14 protein-coding genes, 1 tRNA gene and 1 pseudogene are annotated in these 22,506 nt (G+C 61.2%); 9 read left to right on the top strand and 7 right to left on the bottom strand.

Annotated elements, in window-relative coordinates:
• Window positions 1–10: 10 nt before the first annotated feature.
• Both PI87_RS20840 and PI87_RS20845 read right to left on the bottom strand, forming a co-directional pair.
• Window positions 11–700, bottom strand: a complete 690-nt coding sequence (locus PI87_RS20840; protein ID WP_039599647.1) for a LuxR C-terminal-related transcriptional regulator — start codon at window positions 698–700, stop codon at window positions 11–13.
• 98 nt (window positions 701–798) lie between these two features.
• Window positions 799–3,771, bottom strand: a complete 2,973-nt coding sequence (locus PI87_RS20845) for a hybrid sensor histidine kinase/response regulator (protein WP_052321654.1) — start codon at window positions 3,769–3,771, stop codon at window positions 799–801.
• Between the two features lie 260 nt (window positions 3,772–4,031).
• Between PI87_RS20845 and PI87_RS20850 the strand changes: the two genes are divergently transcribed.
• Window positions 4,032–4,421, top strand: a complete 390-nt coding sequence (locus PI87_RS20850; RefSeq protein WP_039599648.1) for an NUDIX hydrolase — start codon at window positions 4,032–4,034, stop codon at window positions 4,419–4,421.
• 6 nt (window positions 4,422–4,427) lie between these two features.
• Here PI87_RS20850 and PI87_RS20855 read toward each other — a convergent pair whose 3' ends face one another.
• From PI87_RS20855 to PI87_RS20865, 3 genes are all read right to left on the bottom strand, one after another.
• On the bottom strand, window positions 4,428–7,793 hold the full coding sequence (locus tag PI87_RS20855) for an autotransporter outer membrane beta-barrel domain-containing protein (protein ID WP_052321655.1): 3,366 nt from the start codon (window positions 7,791–7,793) through the stop codon (window positions 4,428–4,430).
• A 456-nt stretch (window positions 7,794–8,249) separates the two neighbouring features.
• Entirely contained in the window at window positions 8,250–8,957 is a 708-nt protein-coding gene (locus PI87_RS20860; RefSeq protein WP_084210042.1) for an outer membrane protein, read from the bottom strand.
• A gap of 155 nt (window positions 8,958–9,112) precedes the next feature.
• A complete protein-coding gene (locus PI87_RS20865; protein WP_232314048.1) occupies window positions 9,113–10,123 on the bottom strand; it encodes a M23 family metallopeptidase in 1,011 nt (336 codons plus the stop codon).
• Window positions 10,124–10,514: 391 nt separating this feature from the next.
• Between PI87_RS20865 and PI87_RS20870 the strand changes: the two genes are divergently transcribed.
• Window positions 10,515–10,605, top strand: a tRNA-Ser gene (locus PI87_RS20870).
• A 144-nt stretch (window positions 10,606–10,749) separates the two neighbouring features.
• Window positions 10,750–11,094 carry an Arm DNA-binding domain-containing protein gene (locus tag PI87_RS20875; protein ID WP_052321657.1) on the top strand — a complete coding sequence of 115 codons (345 nt, stop codon included), beginning with the start codon at window positions 10,750–10,752 and terminating at the stop codon, window positions 11,092–11,094.
• Here PI87_RS20875 and PI87_RS20880 read toward each other — a convergent pair.
• Window positions 11,069–11,835: pseudogene (locus PI87_RS20880) on the bottom strand (IS3 family transposase); the annotation flags it as partial. The gene PI87_RS20875 and the pseudogene PI87_RS20880 sit on opposite strands and share 26 nt — an antisense overlap.
• A 576-nt stretch (window positions 11,836–12,411) precedes the next feature.
• On the opposite strand from PI87_RS20880, the gene PI87_RS20890 reads away from it, so the two are divergent.
• The 4 genes from PI87_RS20890 (at window position 12,412) to PI87_RS29880 (ending at window position 17,203) form a co-directional block, all read left to right on the top strand.
• A complete protein-coding gene (locus tag PI87_RS20890) occupies window positions 12,412–13,458 on the top strand; it encodes an acyltransferase family protein (RefSeq protein ID WP_039599650.1) in 1,047 nt (348 codons plus the stop codon).
• A 720-nt stretch (window positions 13,459–14,178) separates the two neighbouring features.
• Window positions 14,179–14,592, top strand: coding sequence for a hypothetical protein (locus PI87_RS20900; protein WP_052321658.1), 414 nt, complete (start codon window positions 14,179–14,181; stop codon window positions 14,590–14,592).
• A 564-nt stretch (window positions 14,593–15,156) separates the two neighbouring features.
• Window positions 15,157–15,501, top strand: a complete 345-nt coding sequence (locus PI87_RS29875; protein WP_157003188.1) for an acyltransferase family protein — start codon at window positions 15,157–15,159, stop codon at window positions 15,499–15,501.
• A gap of 40 nt (window positions 15,502–15,541) precedes the next feature.
• The gene (locus tag PI87_RS29880; RefSeq protein ID WP_157003189.1) at window positions 15,542–17,203 is read left to right on the top strand and encodes an acyltransferase family protein; all 1,662 of its coding nucleotides are present in this window, start codon (window positions 15,542–15,544) and stop codon (window positions 17,201–17,203) included.
• Window positions 17,204–17,342: 139 nt separating this feature from the next.
• Here PI87_RS29880 and PI87_RS20910 read toward each other — a convergent pair whose 3' ends face one another.
• Window positions 17,343–17,624 carry a DUF7696 family protein gene (locus PI87_RS20910; RefSeq protein ID WP_039599652.1) on the bottom strand — a complete coding sequence of 94 codons (282 nt, stop codon included), beginning with the start codon at window positions 17,622–17,624 and terminating at the stop codon, window positions 17,343–17,345.
• A 521-nt stretch (window positions 17,625–18,145) separates the two neighbouring features.
• On the opposite strand from PI87_RS20910, the gene PI87_RS20915 reads away from it, so the two are divergent.
• Together PI87_RS20915 and PI87_RS20920 are read left to right on the top strand one after the other, a co-directional pair.
• Window positions 18,146–20,149 carry a CocE/NonD family hydrolase gene (locus tag PI87_RS20915; RefSeq protein ID WP_039599653.1) on the top strand — a complete coding sequence of 668 codons (2,004 nt, stop codon included), beginning with the start codon at window positions 18,146–18,148 and terminating at the stop codon, window positions 20,147–20,149.
• Between the two features lie 541 nt (window positions 20,150–20,690).
• Window positions 20,691–22,262, top strand: a complete 1,572-nt coding sequence (locus PI87_RS20920) for a methyl-accepting chemotaxis protein (RefSeq protein WP_039599654.1) — start codon at window positions 20,691–20,693, stop codon at window positions 22,260–22,262.
• The last annotated feature ends 244 nt before the right edge of the window (window positions 22,263–22,506 follow it).

Here is a 22,506-nt window from a genome sequence, read left to right on the forward strand (position 1 = left end):
CACCCAACGCTCAGCCAGCGTCTCGCGGCGGCGTTTGCGATGACGTCAGCCAACCGTTCTCAGCCGCGTACTTGAAGAGATCCGCATCACGCGAGATGCCGAGCTTTTCCATGGCCCGGTTCTTCTGCGTGCTGATGGTCTTCTTGCTGCGGTTGAGCCGCTCGGCAATCTCGTCCACTCTCAGGCCCGACACGTACAGCCGTATCACTTCCGCCTCACGCGGGCTCAACTCTGCCGATGCCGAAGCCGGTGCGGCAGCGCGCTGAGCCTCACGCTCCTTCAGCACGGCGGCAACCGTCGGGGAGTGGTATTTCCCGCCCGTATGCGCGGCATGAATCGCGGGAACAAGATGCGACACCGCATCGGCTTTGCTGACGATGGCGCGTACGCCAATGTCATCGAGTGAGCCAAGGATGGCCGGACTGTCGAGCATCGTCAGCACAACGAGCTTCACTTGGGGAAAGCGCCGGCCGATGAAACCAAACAGCGTGAGGCCATCGCCGTACTCGCCTGCCGGCATAGCGTAATCGGACACCAGCACATCGCACGGCGTCGATTCGAGCTGCTTGACGAGGTCGGTCGAATTAGCGGCTTGTCCTTTCAACACGATGGTGTCCACTGACGACAGCTCATGCGACACCCCGGCAATCATCCCCGGATGGTCGTCTGCCAACACGACGCCAATGCTGAAGCTGCTCATTCCTCCCTCCCCTTTTGCCGATTGCTGGTCCACCGGACCTCAGCGAACGACACAATTTTACGATGCAGCGCTCATGAAGGAAACGCACGACGCGACGACTAGGCCGCCCTTCGCGCCAGCGTTTCTTGCGTTAAGTGCACCAGCCGGTCGAGCCCCGGCTGCAGTTCTGGCAGCGCATCACCGCGCTTGGCCTGCTGCTCCATCTCGGCGCAGGTGTCTGCAACGGACTGCTCATGCACCATCGCAAACGTGCCACGGATTGCGTGCAAGTGGCGCAGCGCGGCCTCTCGGTCATCCGACGACAGGGCAACTTGCGGGGATTCCAGCAGGTCATGCGTTGACGCCTTGAGCGCGGCAAGTACGCGCTCGGGCAAATGCCCCTCGCCGATGCTCTCGCGGCTTGCAACCGCTGGCGCTTCCACCGCATCCGTACGCACCATGCGGTGCAGCGTCGTATCGAGCGCCTTGAGCAGGATCGGCTTGACCAGCACGGCGTCAATCCCCTCTTGCATACAGCGCTGATGCTCTTCGATTGCCGCGTGTGCCGTCAGCGCAATGATCGGCTGCTTCGCGCCTTGCGCGCGCAAGCATCGTGCAAGCGCATAGCCGTCCATGCCCGGCATGCTGAGGTCCGTCAACAGAACGTCGTAATGCTGTTCGTTGAAACGGCGCAACGCCTCTCCGCCGCTGTCGGCTAGGTCAACCCGGTAGCCCAGCGACTCAAGCTGCATCCGGATCAACTCCCGGTTCGACGCCTGGTCGTCGACCGCTAGGACCTTGATGCTGCCCGCTGAAACACGCTGTGCATTCGCCGTGGGCTGGGCAGCGTGGGTGACATCAGCAGGCAACTCGGCCGGCGCGAACGGCAGCGTGACCGTGAACTGGCTGCCATCGCCAGGGGCGCTGCGCAGGCTGATCGTACCGCCCATCAAATCGACGAGCCGACGGCACAGCGCGAGCCCCAGCCCACTGCCGCCAAACCGGCGCGCGATGGTGGAATCTGCCTGCACGAAGGGCTCGAACAGGCGCGCCTGTTGCTCGGGGCTCATCCCGATCCCGCTATCGCTGACGCCAACGACGATCGCCGGCTTGCCTGCGCCGTTCTGCTTCGCGTAGATCTCGATCAGCACATCACCCTTCTCCGTGAACTTGATCGCGTTGCTGAGCAGGTTCGAGGCGATCTGCCGCAACCGGGTCGGATCGCCCGCATACGCTGGGCCAACGCTGTCGTCGACGATGCAATCGAACTGCAGCCCCTTCTGCTGCGCGATCGGCTCGAAGATTGCCGCCACGTCGCGCACGATGGCCGCGGCGTCGAACGGGATCGACTCGATCGTCACCTGCCCGGCCTCGATCTTGGAGAAATCCAGCACGTCGTTGATGATGCCCAGCAGCGCATTCGACGACGACGTGACCACCTGCAACCTCTCGTCCACCACCGGTTCAAGCGGCATCCGCTGGATGAGTTCGAGGTTACCGAGGATCGCGTTCAGTGGCGTACGGATTTCATGGCTCATCGTCGACAGGAACACAGATTTCGCGCGGTTGGCCTCGTCGGCCGCCTGCTTCGCATCGCGCAGCGCCAGCTCGGTGCGCTTCTTGTCGGTGATATCCGTAAACGCCGTCACCAGCACGTTCGCGTTGTGGTAGCGCGCAGGTGCAAGATTGACCGCCAGGTCGATCGCGTTGCCATCCACCGTGGCCAACGCGAGATCGTCATGCACGATACCTGTGCTGCCGTGCGCCACATAGCGCTGTGCAATCTCGGCAGACAACGATGGCGTTCCGACCACCGCCCGGCTGGCCACTTCGTTCATGACCGGGCTGCTCAGCATGGGCTCGCCGGTGCGTGCGTCGATCACGCCCAGCCCAATCGGGGCGGTTTCAATCAGGATCCGGTTCAGGCGTTCGATCTCGACAAGGCGCTCGGAGCGCTCCAGCGTCGGCACAAAGACACGCCGGTTGAACCACCACAGCATGATCCACAGCACAGCGATCAAACCCGCCGCCAACAACGTCGTCAGGCGAATCTCGGGCCAGACACCGGCCAGCACGTCGCGCCAGGTGAATGCATAGACCACACGCCCACCTGCCGAGCCAGGCGGGGTACTCACCATGTAAACGCCATTGCTGGCGCGCTGCACGGACACCCCTGCCGATACGCTGGATAACTCGCGCAAAGCGGCCAGCACCTCTGGGCGCTTATTCCCATCGCCACTGATCGCGACGGGCGCCCCGCCAGCGCCGAGGACGATGAACGTTCCGTCGAAGCGGTCTGTCGATAGCGGCGCCAGCACCGCGTCAACCGGAACCTCACAGACAAACACGGCGAACGGCTTGCCACCTGCATCCAGCCCGTAGATCGACATCCGCACCGCCAACTCGCCAGTCAGCGGATTGCGATAAGGCTCGAGCCAGCGCACCGTGCGCAATCCATTGGGGTCATAGACAGTCTTTGGCGCGGCAGCCTCGCCGGCTGCATCGTGTGTGAGCGCAGAAAAAAATGCCGGCCGGTTCGCGAGCGTCGCGTCGAGCTTCGCCTGGTCCGGCCAGGGAAGCGGCGACATCACAACGAAGTCCTGTGACGGCGTATAGATGTACGTCGTAAACCGATAGCCCCGGATGATCGCGGTAGCGGCAAGCGTGTCCGAAACGCGATCCGTCAGCGCGATGAAGCGTCCCAGCTCGGGCACCGGCGTGTCTGGCGTCGCACTCGCAAACAAAACGGAGTGCAGCCCGTTGTCATGTTGGCGCACCAGGCGACCACCGTCCGCCTGGAACCGGCCCGCATCACCCGGGGCTGCGGTCTCGCGCTGATTCCACACCAGCTCGGCCAGGTAGATGGTGCTGCGAAGCACGATCTCCGCCTGCGTCACCTCACTCGCCATGCGCTGGCCCTCGACCGCAAGCTCGCGGCGCTGCCGCTCGTTGTGCGCGTGGACCATCGACGCCACAGCAATGCCGAACGTGAGCAGCGTCATGAGCGTGAGAACGATGCCGCCACCAAACAGTGCAGAACGCCGAAACCGGCGCATGGCCGAGAGCACGGTGGATGACTGGGCATTCGACATGGTGTGGCGACCTTCAACGACGCGGAATGGGTTGTCATGTTACGCCGGAATCTCTTGCCACCGAGCGATGGGCGCGGCAAGTTCAGCCTTGTCCGACAAGATCGCAGGCCGCTTTCGGACCCGACCGATTCAACCGATGCCGCCGCTTCGGGAGAATGACTGTGCTGGGCGATTGCTCCACAGCTCGGCAGCTTGTTCTAGACACTCTCCATTTCGCCGCCTGCCGGGCGGCAATTTTTTGCCCGTTTGAAAGACCTGCAATGAAGGAACGTGCAACCGTCCTCTGCACACGCGGCGATCAGATTCTCCTTGTCGCTCGCCCCCACGCCCACTGGGTACTGCCCGGCGGCAAACCGCACCGCGGCGAAACGCTGGATGACGCCGCACGCCGTGAGCTGGCTGAAGAAACAGGCATCGTCTGCAGTGATCTCCGCTACCTGTTCCAGCACACCGGCGGAAACAAGCTGCATCACGTGTTCATTGCCGACATCGCAGCAAGCGCGATGGCCCGCCCTGCTCAGGAGATTGCACACTGCGGCTGGTTCACCAGCACGGTGATCGCGTCGATCGACTGCAGCCGACCGACGCCGCTCATCGTGGGACGCGCCCTCGACGTGCTAGAAGACGCGATGCTTCCGGCCGCTGCGTAAGCCGCCTTACCACGCCCACCGCACGCCGACATTACCCATGATGGTTCGCTGGTGCTCACCGCCGAGATTGGTCAGGTAGCTGAGCGTCGCATACGCACTGCTGCGCTTGCTCAGTTGCGCCACCAGCCCCGCGCCGATCTGCCCGGCCGTCTGGCCGATCTGTGTGCCGATGGTCGTTGTGCCGCCGAATGTCGTCTTGTCATCCGCGCCAAACGCGCGCAGCACATTCACGCGCAGGTACGGTTTCCAGTTCACACCATTCGAATCGAACGACCACTGCAGCCGCGCGCCGACTCGGCCCAGGAACGTGTTGCCGTTGTTCCAGGTCACGTTGGAGATGCCATCGTTCAGCGTATTCAATGACTGCCACTGCCACACCAGTTGGGCCTGCGGTTCCAATGTCAGCCCGTTGCCAAGCGCGATCGGCAACCCCGCCTCGACCGAGCCCGTCACCGCGTTGCCGTTGGCGGAGCCTTTGACGTTGTCCGTGGAATTTGTACGCACCGTCAGCGCGCTGCCCATCAGGACGGCATCCGTATACCAGCCCGTCGGCGCGACGTGCGTCCAATAGCCACCCAGGTTGTAGCCGTTGACCTGCAGGGAGCCGACGCCCATACCCTGCTGCGCCAGCGCAAAACCCTTCACGTCGCCCACTGCACGCGAGAAGCCCAACAACACGCCATAGTGATTGCGATGGCCGTTCTGCTGCGTGTCTGCGAACAGATCCTGCCCGAGTTGCATGCCCCACACCGTACCGTCGAACGACGGATTCACGTCACCCTTCTGCTTGATGTTGGTGTTGCCACCCCACACGCGTGCCCATGAGGCCGGCACCGTACCGTTCTCGGTCAACAAGCCCTGCTCGCCCTGGCGATCATGGAACGTGTCGATCTGCAGCAACCCGAGCTGACGCGCAACGGCCGGTGCTTCCGCGTACAGCGCCACCTCCGGCCGATAGACAGGCACCGGCGCCGCACCCGGCACGGCGTCGGCAATCGCCTCGACGATCGAGGTCGGCGTACCTTCAGCCGCCGAGATGGGCGGCACTGGGGCGGGAGTCGGGGTTGGCGCGGGTGCTGGAGTCGGAGTCGGAGTTGGTGCAGGCGTTGGCGTTGGCGTCGGGGCTGGGGTCGGCGCAGGCGGAATCGTGTTGCGCAGATACCAGTTGTTGCCCGTTCCGCTCGACGCACCACCCTTGGCAAGGAAGTACGTATAGGCCCCTGCACTGACCGTGCCACCGGATAGCGTGAAGGCCCCCGCACCGGTCGTCGCCCCGTTGATCGCCTGCACGACCTCAATGCCGTCGGCGATCGTTTGCGCGCCAGCCCCACCCACGTTCGTTACCTTGAGCGCGCTCGAGCCACCTGCGGAGCCGCCGCTCACAACGAGCCTGTCCGATGCTGCGCCGTCGCCCGCAAGCACCGTGTTCAACGCGATCGTCGCGTTCTGGCCGGTGTAGTTGCCCGCCACCGTCAGCGTGTTGCCGACCCCGCTGCCGCCGAGCTGCATGAGCCCTGCGTTGGTCAGGTTGCCGTTGATCTGGAAGTTGCCGGTCGTGCCGCCCGCCAGGCTGGTCAACGCGTTTGCGGCTGCGATCGTGCCGTTGTTCGTCACGTTGCCGGTCACACTGCCGTAGCCACCAAGCGTCGCGCCGCCTGCAACCGACACGGCTCCGCCGCCAGAAAGCGCCGCCGATGCACTGGTGCCATCACCCACAACAAGCGCGCCGGCATTCACGTTGGTACCGCCGGCGTAGCTGTTGGCGCCGTTCAGCGTGAGCACACCGCTGCCGAGCTTGGTCAGCGAACCTGCCCCGGTGATGTTCTGCGCAACCGTGGAATTGAAGCCCTGCGTATCGATCGTGCCGTTGTTGGCGGTGATCGACACCGCGCGGCTCGATGCAAGATTGAACGTGTTGCCGAGTTGCAGCGTGCCGCCGTTGAGTGTCAGCGCACCCGACGATGCACCCAGTGCGTTATCAGCCGCCACCGACAGCGTGCCCTGCGTAATCGTCGTGCCGCCGGAATAGGCGTTGCTGCCAGACACCGTCAACATGCCCGCGCCGGTCTTCTCGACCGCGCCAGCCCCGCTGATGGTGCCCGTGTAAGTGCCAGCGCTGTCCTGCTGGAAGCGGACCAGCCCGTTGTCGGTCACGGACAATGGCAGGTTTGACGCATTCGCCTGCAGCGTCGCGCCGCTGTTGACTGTGGCCACAACGGAGGCTGTCGTCGTACCAAGCGTGCCGGTCAGATTGAGCGTGCCGCTCTGCACGAGCGCGGTTGAAAATGTTCCTGTGCCAGCCCATGTCCAGTTGGTACCGGCCATGGTCAGGCTCTGGAAATTGGTGAACGCGTTGGATGCCGTACCGGTGCCTTGCAGCGTCACCGTGTTGGTACCGCCACCGCCGTTGGCCGTGCCGATGATCTGCGAGCCGGTCTGCAGGATCAGCGTCACGTTGCCGTTACCGCCTTGGATGGCAGTGCCGCCCCCACCCTGGATCAAGCCCGCATTGGTGATCGTCGTAGCGCCATTGGTCGAGCGCACGCCGATGCCGTTGTTGCTGATGATCCGACCGCCCGCTTGGTTGTTGATGGTCGCGGCAAACGAACTGCCAAGCGTGTTCGACACCACCGCATCGACACTGCCGCTGCTAGAAGCGGTGCCCGTCGTCTGGATCGTGCCGCTGTTGTTCAGCGTGTCGTTATTGCCCTGCATGTAGACGGCCGGAGCATCCCTGCCGTTGGAAGTGAGCGTACCGCTGTTGTTGATGGTGCCGTTGCCGCCGAGCAGTGACGCTGCACGTGCATTGCTCCCGGAGGTTGTTACCGTGCCGGTGTTGGTGATCGTATTGCCCGATGCACCCGGGTTGCTCTGGCCCCACGCGGCGGTCATGCCGTACGAGTTATTGCCGGTGGTTGTGATGGTGCCGTTGTTGACGAGCGTGTTGCCGTTGCCATTTGCCGCAACACCATCGTTATAGGCGCCCGTGGTGGAAATCACGCCGCCTGCGGCGTTGGTGATCGTGTTGCCATTGTTCACACCTAGCAATACCGCACCACGATTGGCCACACCGGTGCCATTGCCCGACATCGACAAATTGCCGCTGTTGGTAATGGTGCTCGATGTATCTACCGAAAATGGAGTAGGTGTAGCCGGCAGCGCAAAACTGCCACTCGCCGTTGAATCGATATTGATTGCGACGTTGGTGCTGCCACCTGTCGCCACAACTGAAGGAATGCCCGCACCGGAACAGGTCACGGTGGTACCGCTGGTCGGAGCGGTGGCCGTACAGGCTGCATAAGCGCCCACTGGCACCGCGCCCGTGAGAATCGTTACGCCGCCAACACCCAACTTCCACGCATTTTTTTTCATGTTTTCACTCGCAATTGACGGGGGGCTTCTGTTGCGACTTGTTGCGTGAAACGGTTTATATCACCTGCTCTAAATGCTCCGCAAGAACCGACCACATCAATCGAGGTGTCATGTCGGCAGATCGATTATCGGCATCTAGCGCTCGCACGGCTTGATGAAGCGGTTTGTTTTGTGCGACGCCTGATTCAACAAACCAAGGCGATTTGCAGTCGTAACCTGAACGACCTAAATTCCCGTGGTGTGTCTGCAAAATCGCGCCATCTCCGCTCGCCCCCGACGAGACAATCCACGGGACGTCGCTTCCCAACGCATCAACACAAATCATCCAGAAATGAAGTCCGGGCGGTTATCTCGCGCCAGATACGACAACGCCCGGGGCGCGGCCGCGCTCCGGGCGTCAAACCAACACGGTGAATCATTCCGTGCGGCGCCTATGCACTCACTTGGAATACGTTCTTAGAACTTGTAGCGCGCACCCAGATAGATTTCATGCGAGACCAGCTTGGCGCGCAACATTTCGTCTTGCATGCCGACAGCGTTGGTGAATGCGTTCCAACCGCTTTCCGTCTTGCCCATATCGACGTATCGGTAGCCCAGGTCCAGGGTCAGCTTCTTGATCGGGGAATACGAAACGCCCGCACCCAGCGACCACGCCAAGTTGGTTTGGCTTGCGGCGTTGAAAGGACCGCCAAAACCATTGGCCGGATTGATCTGAGCGCCTTCCGATTTCAGCATGGCCAGACCCAGGCCGCCCATGGCGTACACCGACACGTTCTTGGCAACCGCGAAGTCGCGGTACACATTGGCCATCACGCGTTGGGAGTGAATATCGTGGTAGTTGTTGCTGGGCCAGCGCGTCGAACCGCTCACGAAGGCATCCTTGCGCGGCAGGGTGTACTCGCCCTCGACACGCCAGCCGTTGGCGAAGTCGTAACCCAGCGCAAACGAACCTGTGACGAGATTGGCGCTATCGTCAATCGAAACAAAACTACCGATCCGCGGGCGGGCGGAGGAAGCCATGTCGTCGGCCTTGTGTTTTGCGCCGACGATGCGAACAGCACCGTAGTAGCCGTCTTCCTTCGAAGCATCGGTGGTGGTTTGGGCAAAAGCAGCACTGGAGAACAGCAGCGCGAGCGCGCCAGACAGAGCAAACGTCTTGATCATGAAAACAACCTTTAAACGATGAGAGGAGAGAGAGCGCCATCGTAAAAAGCGTGCCGTTTTCGTTGAACCCGTTTGCGTACGGGTTTTGCCTCCGTAACGCTACGGAGGCAGACCGTAGACCTAGTTGCAAATCGATTGTTGCCGCTCGTGGCCGCCTATGTCGCAACCATCGATGCCGGCCCTGCATCGGCAAGACGCATCATCGCCAAGGCGGCAACACGCTGGAAGGCAACCAGCCGATCGCCTTGCAGTGCTTGTGCACTTGCTTTGCGAATCAAGGCAAGCGGATCGATTGGACGGTCGTCACGGCGGACTTCGAAATGCAGGTGTGGCCCGGTTGCCGTTCCGGTACGGCCGACCGCACCCACGCGCTGCGCACGTTCGACGTGCATGCCCGCACGCAGCTTAGGTTCAATCTTGGAGAGATGCGCGTAGTAGGACGTGTGGCCATCCGGATGACGGATCACCACGTATTTGCCGTAGCCGCGCGGCTCGTTGCCAACATGGGCAACCACCCCCGCCTCGGACGCACGCACGGCCCGGCCGGTCGGCGCTGCAAGGTCGACACCGGAATGACCGTGATGGACGCCCGTGACAGGATGCGTACGCTCGCCGAAGTCCGAGCTGACGCGGGTTGCCTGAACCGGCCAGGTGAAGCGCAACCCCGCCATGAGCGTGCCGTCAAAGCGGTAGTAGTCGCCTTGCGGACGCTCGTTCGTCGCAAACCAGACACCTGCATAGCGCTTGCCCTGGAACTGCACCTCGATCGCGGTCAGGCGGATCACCTGCTCGCAGCAAGCCTCTGCAACCGGTTCGTAGGCGATACGGAAGTAGTCGCCCGCCAAGCCTCGCGCCGACATATCGACGTTGCCGCGAAGCAGCCGGGTGATCTGCTGCAACAGATCACCCGGCAGATCGGCTCGCGCGAGCGCCTTGCGAAACGTGCTCACGATCTCGCCTGCTCGCGTGCCGGATTGCGAATCTGCTGTCGGCGACGGAACCACGGGGGTACCCCACGGTGCGCGAGAGGCGTTGGAGAAACGCACGTCGACAAGGTTGTCCGCCGTCGGCATGAGTGCCACGTTCGATACTGCAGGGGCATCCGGTGCCGGCGTCACACCCAGTGCGGGTGCGGGGATCACCGCCATCATGGATCCGTACAGCAAGGCAAGACATGCGCATAGCGGTCGTCGTGCGCGATGCGCGTGCACGACGTTGCCTGCAGGGCGACCTTGTTCGCGTGCGAGACGGGAAAGCTGGTCGAACCACATGGCGTCATCACTCGCTGGAGAAGAAATCAGAACATCGCGTCATGCCGCGTGGCACGGGGTTCGCGTCGCACTCGGCATCGGGGCCGAATGTACCGATGCGCCTTCGTCGGGGGTATGGGATTTGTCCGAATCAGGACCCTGAATTGGACGCTGAGTGTGGGCCCGCGCACTAGGGTGGCGGATGGTCCGCTTGCCACGGTGCGCGTGCCGGCGCACAACGAACTTGCACAGCGGTCACGCGCAGGGCTTGGCGTCCTGGCCCGGTGTGCTACAATCGCGGGCTTCCGGAGAGATGGATGAGTGGTTGAAGTCGCACGCCTGGAAAGCGTGTATAGGTTAATAGCCTATCAGGGGTTCGAATCCCCTTCTCTCCGCCAGAATTCAATCTCAGCGACTCTCGCTGAGTCCCAGACGCTCCCCGAAACCGCGCCAAACTGCGGGCTTCGGGGGTAATAGCGCTCTTGCCGGGTCCCAGGCCCACCCAGACAATCCCACCATCAATTGTGGGTAGGATTGTGGGTATGGCAACTTCCAGACAACTTCATCGCTTGAGCGCCCTACGGGTCGCCAAATTGGTGGCGCCTGGCTACCACGCCGACGGCGACGGTCTGTATCTCCAAATCTCCCAGAGCGGCTCAAGGTCGTGGATCTACCGCTATTCGCTGGCGAAGCGCGCGCGGGAGATGGGCCTAGGCCCTCAGTCTGCCGTCTCCCTGGCTAACGCCAGATCTGAGGCGGCACGCTGCCGCAAGCTGGTTGCATGCGGGATCGATCCCCTCGAGGAGCGCAAAGAACGCGAGCGCACCGCCGAAGCCCCCAATTCGATGCCCTTTGTAGTGGTCAACCCATCCCGGACACAGCGTTAAGTTTTTCTTCCGCAACAGCCGGCACCAGTCCGTCATTGAACTGATGTGGCCGTATCCAGTTGACCGGTGCATCAGGTAATAGCTGATGTCCCGGTGTGCTTCATGCGCCGTCATGTAACCCACTGACGGCAACCACTCGGTCTTCAGACTGCGGAACAATCTCTCCATCGGGGCGTTGTCCCAGCAGTTGCCACGGCGGCTCATGCTCTGTTGTATCCGGTAGCGCCACAGGCGTTGCCGGAACTTCCGACTTGCATACTGGCCACCTTGGTCCGAGTGGAACAGCAGCCCCTGCGGTCTACCACGCTGCTCATAGGCTATGTCCAGTGCTTGCACGACCAGATCGGCATCGGGGCGTGTCGAGAATGCCCAGCCGACGACCCGTCGCGTGAACGGATTAAGCACTGCCGCCAGGTAATGCCAGCGGCCTTGAACCCAGACGTAGGTGATGTCACCACACCAGACCTGATTCGGCGCATCGACCGCAAACTGACGATTGAGCCGGTTCGGGATGTCGATCCGCTCCACCGTGGCCTGCTTGTAGGCGTGGCTGCCGGGCTGCTTGCAGATCAGACCCAGCTCCTCCATCAGACGACCGACCTTGAAGCGGCCAATAACCGTGCCTTGTTCGCGCATCATGCCCATGATGCTGCGGCTGCCAGCCGAGCCTCGACTCTCGACGAATAGTTCGTGCACTCGGCGGCGCAGCGCCATGCGTTCGCTGTCAACACGCTGGGAACGCTACCGGTGCGCATATGCTCCCCGTGATGGTGATGGAGAACGGCCGCCGCGCGATCAAACTGATGCGGTACCAGTGCCGCCCGGCGGGCAAGCCGGCGTTCTACGACGAGAAGTGTCCGGGCACGTACAACGCCAGAATGGACAACCTGCGGGGATTCTGGAAGGGGCAATACGACCACACACGGCGCGGTGCTGGTGGATGCGTTCCATGAGAAGGTGGCCGGTCCAGAGGGGAAAAACATCGTCCTGGAGTTCCGACCCAGTCTGCCGGTGACGATGCTTGTGGCTTGCGTGTGGTCACACTGGCGCGCGACAAAGCTAGGCGAGAAAGATCTGCTCTCGTTCGCGATCATTACGACCGATCCGCCGTCAGAGATTTCAGAGGCTGGGCACGACCGCTGCCCGGCCCCATCAAGCCAGCGGACCTAGACGCGTAGCTTAACCCCGACCCGCAAAACCTCGACGCAATGGACAAGATCCTGCGGAACAACGGGATGCCGCATTTTGAGCATCGGGTGGCTGGGTGAGATGCTCTTGAACGGATAGAATCGCGCAACTCTTACTCGGCGATCCACAATGAGCCCAACTGTACAAAATAGGTTCGAGGGAATCCAAGCACTTCGGGCAATAGCCTGCTTGCTGGTTGTGCTACAACACGTCACCTTCTGGGGCGCATTCACCAAGGGCGTCGACGACCACCCACTCCTGTTGATCAACTTTGGGCGTCTTGGCGTAAGCCTCTTCTTCGTGATCTCCGGTTTTGTCATGGGGTATTGCCTTGATCAGGGCAAAACATTCCTGTTGAAACGAGCCGTGCGAATCTATCCGCCATTCTGGATCGCAATCGTGATCAGCTTTGTTGTTCTAAAGCTGGCCCACGTCGACTGGAGTTTGACCGCTCGGTCTCTTACCTTGCAGCCATCGGGGCAAATCAATACAACGTACGCCATCCCATACTGGACGCTGTGCTACGAAATCGCGTTCTATGTGGTCACCTACGCCATGGTCATGCTGGGGTTGTCGCGCCAGAAAATGCTCGGCGTTCTCGGTGCGTGGCTGCTTCTGATCGTCGTTGTTGATGTCTATCGGCCGGTTGGTGACATTGACGTCTGGTCGAACTTCCTGCCAGTGCTTCAGCCTGGACGCTATATCCTCATCACGCCGTACCCGATATTCTTCATCGTCGGCCTCTTCGCATCGATCTCAATGCGGGACTTGGGCAGTCGCATTTCTCCGACGAACCTCATGATCTCGGCGATCCTGATTTGGGCGATTTCAAACGGGATTCAGTTCAAATCGGCGGCACCCATGTTTGTGATGCAAGCGGTCGCCTTTAGCGCCGCCATCCTTGCTGCCCTTCGGATGACGTTTCCGCGGTTCCTCTGCAAACTTGGTGACTACTCGTACGGTATATACCTCGTCCACATGATCTTCCTGACGGCCGCCTGCAAAGCGATCAGGCACTTTGCTCCCGACTTGCCGCTTTGGGCCTGCTGGGCCTCAATGGCCGTACTCGCCGTGGGACTTGGGTCCGCGTTTGGAAAATTTGAAGTCTGGCTGCATGCGCGGATTGCAACTCGTCTGTTCCCTAAGCGCCAGGCTTCGGCAGCCGTATCGGTTTAGTTATCGGCGGTCGCGGCAGCTTACCGAACGGATGGCTGCACTGATAATCAGCCGCGCCACCTAGCGCTATGCACGCGCCAAGATGACTCGCTCGAGCTGGTGGCACGACGTTCGGTACCGGCCATGTTGCGCTGCCGATCTCGATCAATGGCTCGGGGTGCTGCCAGGCATGCAGTAGCCGCGGCACCAATGGCACAACGTCCTCCCCGTTTCGATACAGGTTGACTTGCACTCCGTGCGCCGCCAGTAGGCTGGCCATGATGCCGTCGGCGCTGACTTTGGGCGACTCGAAGCCGTACACCGCGCGCGGCCGCCGCCCGGCCAAGCAAGCTGCGCGGCAAACAGAATCGCCAATGCGGCCCTTCGCTATGGCCATCCGCGCCCCTCGGCCCGCCTCTGTGACCCCTGGGCTCGCAAAGTACATTGAACAGGAAGTTCGCCGCATGATCCTCCAGGCGGAAGAACACGTGACCGTCGATTCTGACGACAAGGAGCAACGCGACCTAGCCCGCACAGCATTCATCCGTGCCCGCCAACAGAGCCTGGAGGCAATGCGCGGGGCGATCTGGAGATTGCGCAGAGGTACGCCGAGCGGGTGACTAGCAGCCTGGGAATCACAGTGGACTGGATACAGTCCGGAGCCCGCCGCCGTCTAGTCCAGATTGCTCGCACTGTCGTGCGTCCTTGCTTGAACTTGACCGCAGAGCAGCCGGAGAGGCCATGGAGACGCCCGAAGCATCCGAGGCACCCCACCAGTACGTCACCAAGCTCGCAGAGCCCGCCCAGGAACAGGACCAGCCCAAGACACTCCGGGATGTTGTCCCCATCTGGGAACGTCGCACGAGCGCCAAGCCCGATGCAAAGAATCGTACTAAGCGAGCCTTGGAGTTGTTCGAGCAGGCGGTGGGAGTTGCCCCTGAGCGATCTGACCAAGGCTGTCGGCGCCCGCTTTGTGGACTTCCTGCTGGACACCGAGGCCCCCGGGGCTTCATCGCCAAGACCGCTCACAGTTACGCCAGCGCCATCAATGCCCTGGTGAATATCGCGGTCAAGGTGGATTGGATAGAGATCAACTCGTTCGATCTGTCTTTCGACAAGACCGTTGGCTCAGAGAAGCGCACGCCCTACCGATGAACAACTACACACGCTGTTCTCGCATCGTCTGTTCTCCGATCAGATGGGAACCGTCCCCTCGTGGCACAACGTGACTCCTGATGACGCCCGTGCCGCTCTGCTAGTCCTGATGCATAGCCGCCCAACGTAGAGCCCACGAACGCACGACGTTCGCGTTCACCGGCATGTCAAGCATCGCCCTTATGTATAACGTCGTAGCGCTCCCTTAGCAGTGCCTGTGCCATCCGCCTTGCGCTAAGAGAAAACGCATAAGTACCGTAGCGGATTCTGCAAGTCCGTACTCATGGACGACCATGTCTAAGCCGACGCGGCAAAAAAATCCGTTCTAAGAATTGAGAACGACACATTGGAAGGGCGGGAAGCGCATTCGAGCCCGCGCTCATGGCCTTTGCTTGCATGGGCGCATCTATGACGCACGACTCGCTAGGGTGACAGCCATCTTTGAACTGCGCTTGACTGCTTAAGCCGCTCGCATGCGCGCGCACCAAGGCAGGTATTGGAGTAACATGCGCTGCCGCTGCAACTGCGGCACCGATAAGAACTACATTCAAGCCGTCCAATTATTTGCAACTGCAGATCAAAGCGATGACGACCTGCGCAGCACAGACAAACAATATAAGCATCTACCCTGCCTATCGTCCGGATATTGATGGACTACGTGCGGTCGCCGTGCTCTCCGTTCTATTCTTTCATGCCTTCCCGTCGGTGCTACCCGGTGGATTTGTCGGCGTAGATGTTTTTTTTGTGATATCCGGCTACCTGATCTCGTCGATCGTATTCAGAGGCTTAGAACTCGGCAAATTTTCCTTCGCGGAGTTCTACTCAAAGCGCATCAAACGGATATTCCCCGCGCTGATTACGGTCCTCGTAGCAACATACGCATTCGGATGCGATAGCTCTCTTTCCTGATGAGTTCGCTCGCTTGGGAAGACAGTTAGCCGCAGGATCATTGTTCCTGCAAAACGTCCAACTCTGGCAAGAGTCCGGATACTTCAGCTCGCTGTCAGAAGCAATGCCACTTCTGCACCTCTGGTCTTTGTCGGTTGAGGAACAATTCTACCTAGCATTCCCCTTGCTCATGTGGTTGGCATTCCGGACACGCATCAACCCGGGGCTCCTCACGCTTATTCTTTGGGCAAGCTCACTGGCTCTTTGCCTCCACCTTTCGCTCAATGAGCAATACGCCGTCCAAGCTTTCTACATGCCGTACACACGCGTGTGGGAAATCCTTAGCGGGTCGTTGATCGCATACGTACAAGTGCGGCACAGCAACTCAATTGAGCGCGTACCAACCGCAGTGCAGGCTGCGTTCAAGCTTCTTGCGCCAATCGCTGGCATCGTGTTGATTGCTTATGCTGCACTGTCCTTCACCAAAGGCATGCCCTTTCCCAGTTGGAGAGCACTATTGCCAACCGGCGGTGCGATCTTGCTAATAGCCGCAGGCTCCCAAGCGCTTTTTAATCGACAGGTCATGGCCCTCCGACCTCTTGTATGGGTTGGGTTGATAAGCTATCCGCTCTACCTATGGCACTGGCCACTGTTGTCGTATGCAAGGATTCTTGAGTCCGGCACGCCTCCAGTTCTCTTCCGCATAGCTGCGCTTGAGATCAGCGTTGTCTTGGCGTGGGTAACATACAAGGTTATCGAGCACCCAATTCGGATCGTGCGCCGCGCCTCGTGGCAACCAGTGGTTCTCGCGGGAACACTCGCTTGCATCACTGCTGTCGGGGTCTATACGGAAATGCGTGGCGGCCTTGATTTTCGAGCCGCCGCATCTGATGCCGGCAACAACCGATTTGATTACCCTTATAAGAAGACCTGTGCTCCGCTTACCGGGACGGACTTCGGAGAAGACTGGTGCAACGCCGATACTATGCGTGACGCTGCTCCTAGCGTGATCATGGTTGGAGACAGCTTCGCCAATGCGTTCTCAACGATCGTACGCTCTTACAACGCTGCACACGCCCTACCGGCCTCGGGTTTCGCTCAAATCGGCCGCGGTGAATGCCCTATGCTGATCGGCTACGGACCAGCATACTGTCAGGAATTTACAACGGCCGCCACAAAGTACATCACGAAGTCGGATGCCGTGAACACGGTAATCTTGGCCGCCAACTGGCCAGCCTATTATTCCGAAAAGGACTATCACGGGTTGAGACCAAAGCAGACGCACCAGGAATTCATGGACGCGTTCAAGGCCACAGTCGAGTACTACCAGCGAGCAGGAAAGAAAGTTGCCGTGTTCCTGGCTACGCCTCAGGATACGAACCCGCGGAGTTGCATAACGCGTAAAGTCGAACTCCAGGAGCATCTCGACATCAACAACTGCACGTACCCAATTGCAAAAGCACGCTTAGGGGATAACACCTACCGCAGCTTGATCCTCCCTTACGTCGCGTCGAAGGGCGTGAAGGTGTTCGACCCGTTCGAGTTCATGTGTAATACGTCAGAGTGTCGTGTTTCTGTTGATCGAAAGATCCTTTACACCGACAGCGGACACATCTCCGTTTACGGAGCGGAGTATCTGGCAACTCAGGGGCAAGGCGCGCTCAATGCAATCCTCTCACCCCAGGCGCTTGCGCAAGCACAGCCGTCGAGCAGCGGCGAGTAAGTATCACTCGGCCACTTCGGCGGCCACCCGCTGAGTGGTCGCCTCCCCCTCCCACCAAAACAAAAGACCCCGTCTCCCGACAGGGCCCTTTGCATCCCACGTGCCGACACGTCGTGCGTGCGGCATCCCCCTCGCTAATTCAATGCAGCGTTGCCGGCGCCTCACTCAGCAGCAACGCCTGCGTAACCTGTTCGCGGATCGACTGGGCCTTCATGAGCAGGCGCAGCGCGATATCTGCGCCGCGGCTGGCGGCCACGCGCTCGATGAAGGCGCTGCGTGCACGCTCGTTCAAGGTGGCGACATGCGCGGCTTCAGACCACACCTGCCAGGCGGCCGGTTGGCCCGCAAACTGCTGGCGGCGGCGCAGCAGGTCTGAATCGATGGCATCGGCAATCTCGACATCCTGAATGGTGCGGTTCATGGTGGCCCCCTTCTGTCTGTGCGGTCTGTGCGTGGCGCCCTGTGCCGGGCGGGTCAGGCCTGGTTATGCAACGTCTGTGCCAGATTTGACGACAGGACGATGGCCGACGTTTTGCCCAATTCGCACACGGGACGCGCCTGTTTGAAACGCAATGCCGGCAAGCCTTTTCCTATCAGACCCCTACCTTGGTGGGGTGCAAATTTCTCATCCGAAAACGACGCGCTGGGGATGCTTCTCTCACGTTCGTTACGCGGCGCGTTACGTAACGCGCCGGATGTTTCGGGCCAAGAACACGCCCGTTTGACGGCGCCAAGCCCGCCGCACGCCTTACGTCGATAGGCATGCTTGGTGCTTGATCGACTGCGCCCAAGCTGTTGGCGCGCGGTCGAACGTGTCACCCACCCTTCCCCGCGCCAGTCCCTTCGCTTGCCCAGCTTCCCGATCGGAAGCGACCTGCCACATGCCGCCCCCTCGGCATGCCGGCCCTCCCCCTAAATAAAACAGTCAAAAGGAGACACCCCATGCAAATGGGCAACCCACGTGTGCGGCTGGGCCGCACGTTGACGTCGGCACTGTTGTGCGCGGCGCTTGCGCTGTCGGGCTGCGGCGGCGATGACAGCCGCATCGCCACCGCCAGCAATACACCGACCGATTCAAACACCACCGTACTGCCGACCAAGCCGGCAGCCGTCAACTGGACCACCCTCGGTACGCGCGCCACGCCAGCCCAGCCAGGCACATCCATCACGACCAACGCAAACGCCAAGTGGGCCGACTACAACCCGCCCGTGCTTTACGCCGGCATTGCCCGGCAAGCCATGCAGTACATCACGATGCCGGATGGCACCAAGCTGGCCGCCTACGTCACGCTGCCCGCCGACGCCTCGGGCAACGCTGCCACAGGCACCTTCCCGACGGTGCTCGTGCAGACCTCGTACAACGGCGGCAACGCGCAGTACACGGCGTCCATCGGCGCCGCGCTGGGCGGTGCTGACCCCTACATCGTCCAGCATGGCTACGCGACGGTCGTGGTGGACGTGCGCGGCACGGGTCAATCGCAGGGCACGTGGGATGCATTTGGCGCGGACGAGCAGAGTGACTACGGCCACGTGGTCGACTGGGTCACGCAGCAATCCTGGAGCAACGGCGCCATCGGCCTGTACGGTGTGTCGTACCTCGGCATTACGACGGTCATCACGGCGGCGCAAAATCACCCGGCGGTCAAGGCGGCGTTCCCCATCGTGCCCATCGGCGATGGTTACCGCGACATCGTCTTCACCGGCGGACAGACCAACCTGACGTTCATTCCGGCGTGGTTCGGACTGGTGTCAGTGCTGAGCCTGACCGATCCGACACTGGTGGCGAATCCGACCATCGGCCTGCCGGCGGTGTTGCAGCACCTGGTGTCCACAGTCACCACATTCCAGTTGCCGACCATGTTGCAAGCCTTGCTCGGCACCACCGCCACGGCCTACGACGGCGCATTCTGGGCCACGCGCTCGCCGCTGGAGAACGACGGCAAGATCAAGGTGCCGACTTTTGTGGTCGGCGGCCTGCACGATCTCTTCCAGCGCAGCGAGCCGCTCACCTACGAAGCCATCAAGACGCAGGCACCCGCCAAGCTGCTGATCGGCCCGTGGACGCATCTGCAAGCGGCGCTTGGCAGCGGGCTGCCCGTGGACGGTGTGCCGCCGCTCAACCACATCCAACTGCAGTGGTTCGACCAGTATGTGAAGGGCATAAACGTGGGCGCCGATGCCTTGCCCAATGTCACGCAGTACGTGACGGGCTACGGCCACTACGCCACCGCAACCGACTGGCCGCATCCGCAAGTGCAAGCGCAATCGCTCTATCTGCGCGGCGACAAGAGCCTGTCGGGCACCGCACCGGCGACCAACGAGGCGGCCAACCAAGTGATTCAGCAACCGCTGAACGGCGCGTGTTCGATCAGCCTGTCGCAGTGGACGGCGGGCCTGACCGGCTTTGTTCCGCTGCCGTGCCAGACCGACGACACCCTCGCCGAAGCCGCCGACGTGAAGTTCGAGACACCGCCCATGCCCGCAGATACGTATCTCAACGGCCCGATCGAAGCCGATGTGTGGGTCTCGACCACCGCGCTCGACGCCGGGGTATCGGTACGCATTGATGACGTGGATGCTGCCGGCAACGTGACGCCGCTCACCGATGGCCTCCAGACCGCCTCGCTGCGTGCAGTGGATGCCAGCCGCTCACGCACGATGAACGGCCAGATGATCCAGCCGTGGCATCCGTTCACGCCCGATTCCGTGCAGCCGCTCACGCCAGGCAAGGCTGTGCTGGTGCCGGTGGAGGTGTTCCCGACCAGCGCGCTCATCGCCAAGGGCCACAAGCTGCGCGTGGCCGTCGGCGCGAGCAACCTGCCACAGGGCGTGCCGCCGCTGCCCACCCTGCTCAACTCGCTGATTGGCGTGCTCACGGTCTATAGCGATGCGGCACACCCGTCCAAGGTCGTGCTGCCGGTCGTGCCGGCATCGGCCCTGCAGTAAACGAGGTTCATTCGCATGACTGGCCCGCCCTTGAGGCGGGTTTTTTTTATCTACACATGGGAAACGTCGGAAATATGTAGACGGATTAATACATAGATAAAAAACATTCCATATACGGATCAACGCGGAAAATCGAGCTCATACCTGATTTTAATTAACTCAAATCAGGTAATTTCTAGTCCACTTGACGGGTGATCCGCAAAACTCATCACGCAATCCGAAATTGTGTGGCAGCGATGGTCGGAAAATGCGCTACGCCTTATAGATCAAGGCCTCTACGGTCTTAGAAAGAACTAAGTGGAAACCTGCACAAAATTTATGTTCAGGATTTCCAGACCCCGCCGATAACCCCGTGAAGATCACCTGATTCAAACCGGAATAACCGGTCTCACCGCGCCCCGGTGACGTTTCCGAAGTCCGCAGCAAACGGCAATAAAACGGTGGCAGGTTCGCCCACTTATTTCAGGCCATGCCGGGCAGCCGAGCCGATCACGATTGCACCCATCTTGTAAGACTGGAGGACGCTGTGAACCTTTCCCAGATGACCATCAAGGCCAAGCTCACCGCCGGCTTTGGCGTGCTGGCAGCCATCGTCGTCGTGGTATCAGGCATGTCGTTGCGCGCGCTATCCAACTCGACTGAAGGCTTTTCGAACTTCGTGCACGGCATCAACGCCCGTGCAGAAGTTTCCAACCTGGTACGCACGGCGGTGGATCGCCGCGCCATCGCTGCGCGCAATCTGGTGCTGGTGGTTACGCAGAAGGATCTCGAGCTTGAGAAAACCGAGGTGTTCCGCGCACACGAAGACGTGCAGAACCGTCTCAAGCAACTCAAGGAGCTGATGGCCAACGCCAAGGATTCCGACGATCGCGCCCGCGCGCTGGTCGCAGACATCGACAGCGTGGAATCGCGCTACGGCCCGGTGGCCACCGACATCGTGTCGCTGGCGCTGGCCGGCAAGCGCGAGCAGGCCATCCAAAAGATGGACGACGAATGCCGCCCACTGCTGGCGCAACTGGTCAGCGCAACACGTGCCTATGCCAACTACACGCACGATCGCCAGGAACTGCTCGTGCAGGCATACGAGGCCCAGTACATCAGCCAGCGCAACGTGCTGATTGCCCTGTCGATCGGTGCAGCACTGCTGGCAGTGATTGCGGGCATGATCATCACGCGCTCGATCACGCAGCCGATCCGCATTGCCGTGGACGTGGCCAAGACCGTGGCGCGCGGCGACCTGAGCAGCCGCATCGACGTACGCGGCAAGGATGAAACCAGCCACCTGCTCTCTGCCCTGCGCGACATGAATGGCCGCCTGACGGAGATCGTCGACAAGGTGCGTGACAGTAGCGGCAGCGTGGCCGGTGCCGCCAAGCAGATCGCCGCCGGCAATGCCGACCTGAGCCAGCGCACGGAAGCGCAGGCGTCGTCGCTGGAAGAGACAGCGGCCAGCATGGAAGAGCTGACCTCCACCGTGAAGCAGAACGCTGACAACGCCCAGCAGGCCACGGCGCTGGCAGCCAACGCATCGGAAGTCGCGCAGAAAGGCAGCACGGTGGTCGGCCAGGTGGTGTCGACCATGCAGGACATCAGCGACCGATCCAGCAAGATTGCCGACATCACCGGCATCATCGAGGGCATCGCCTTCCAGACCAACATCCTGGCACTGAACGCCGCGGTGGAAGCCGCACGCGCAGGCGAGCAAGGCCGCGGTTTTGCAGTGGTCGCCAGCGAGGTGCGCAGCCTGGCACAGCGCTCGTCCACGGCGGCCAAGGAAATCAAGGAGCTGATCGCCTCGTCGGTGGAGCGCATTCACGATGGCTCCACGCTGGCGGGCGAAGCAGGTCACACCATGGCCGAGGTCACGCAAGCGGTGGCGCGCGTCACGCACATCATGGAAGAGATCGCCGCAGCGTCGATCGAGCAGCGTCGCGGCATCGAGCAGGTCAACCAGGCGATCTCGCAAATGGACGAAGTCACGCAGCGCAATGCGGCACTGGTGGAGGAGGCCGCCGCCGCATCGCAATCGCTGCAGGATCAGGGGCAGGAACTCAACGCGGCAGTGGCCTTCTTCCGCATCGATCCGCAGGCCATGCACACGGCGCACGCCTGAGCCGCACACCGTATTCTCCAAGCCGTCATTGAGCCCGCTGCCGAGAGGCCGCGGGCTTTTTTTCTTTGCCTTTGGGGCTGCGCTGCAGCACCTGTTTCCTGGGGGTGATTGTTTGGCCTTCCGCGGACCCTGCGCAATCGGTCATAGAACGTTGTCTCAACCTTCCACCCTATTCAGGCATGCCGCGCGCCCGCGTACGCTGCACCCACGGCAACAACTGCCCCAACGTCCGTCCATCCAACAA

It is taken from the genome of Ralstonia sp. A12 (assembly GCF_000801955.1).
Taxonomy (GTDB): Bacteria; Pseudomonadota; Gammaproteobacteria; order Burkholderiales; family Burkholderiaceae; genus Ralstonia.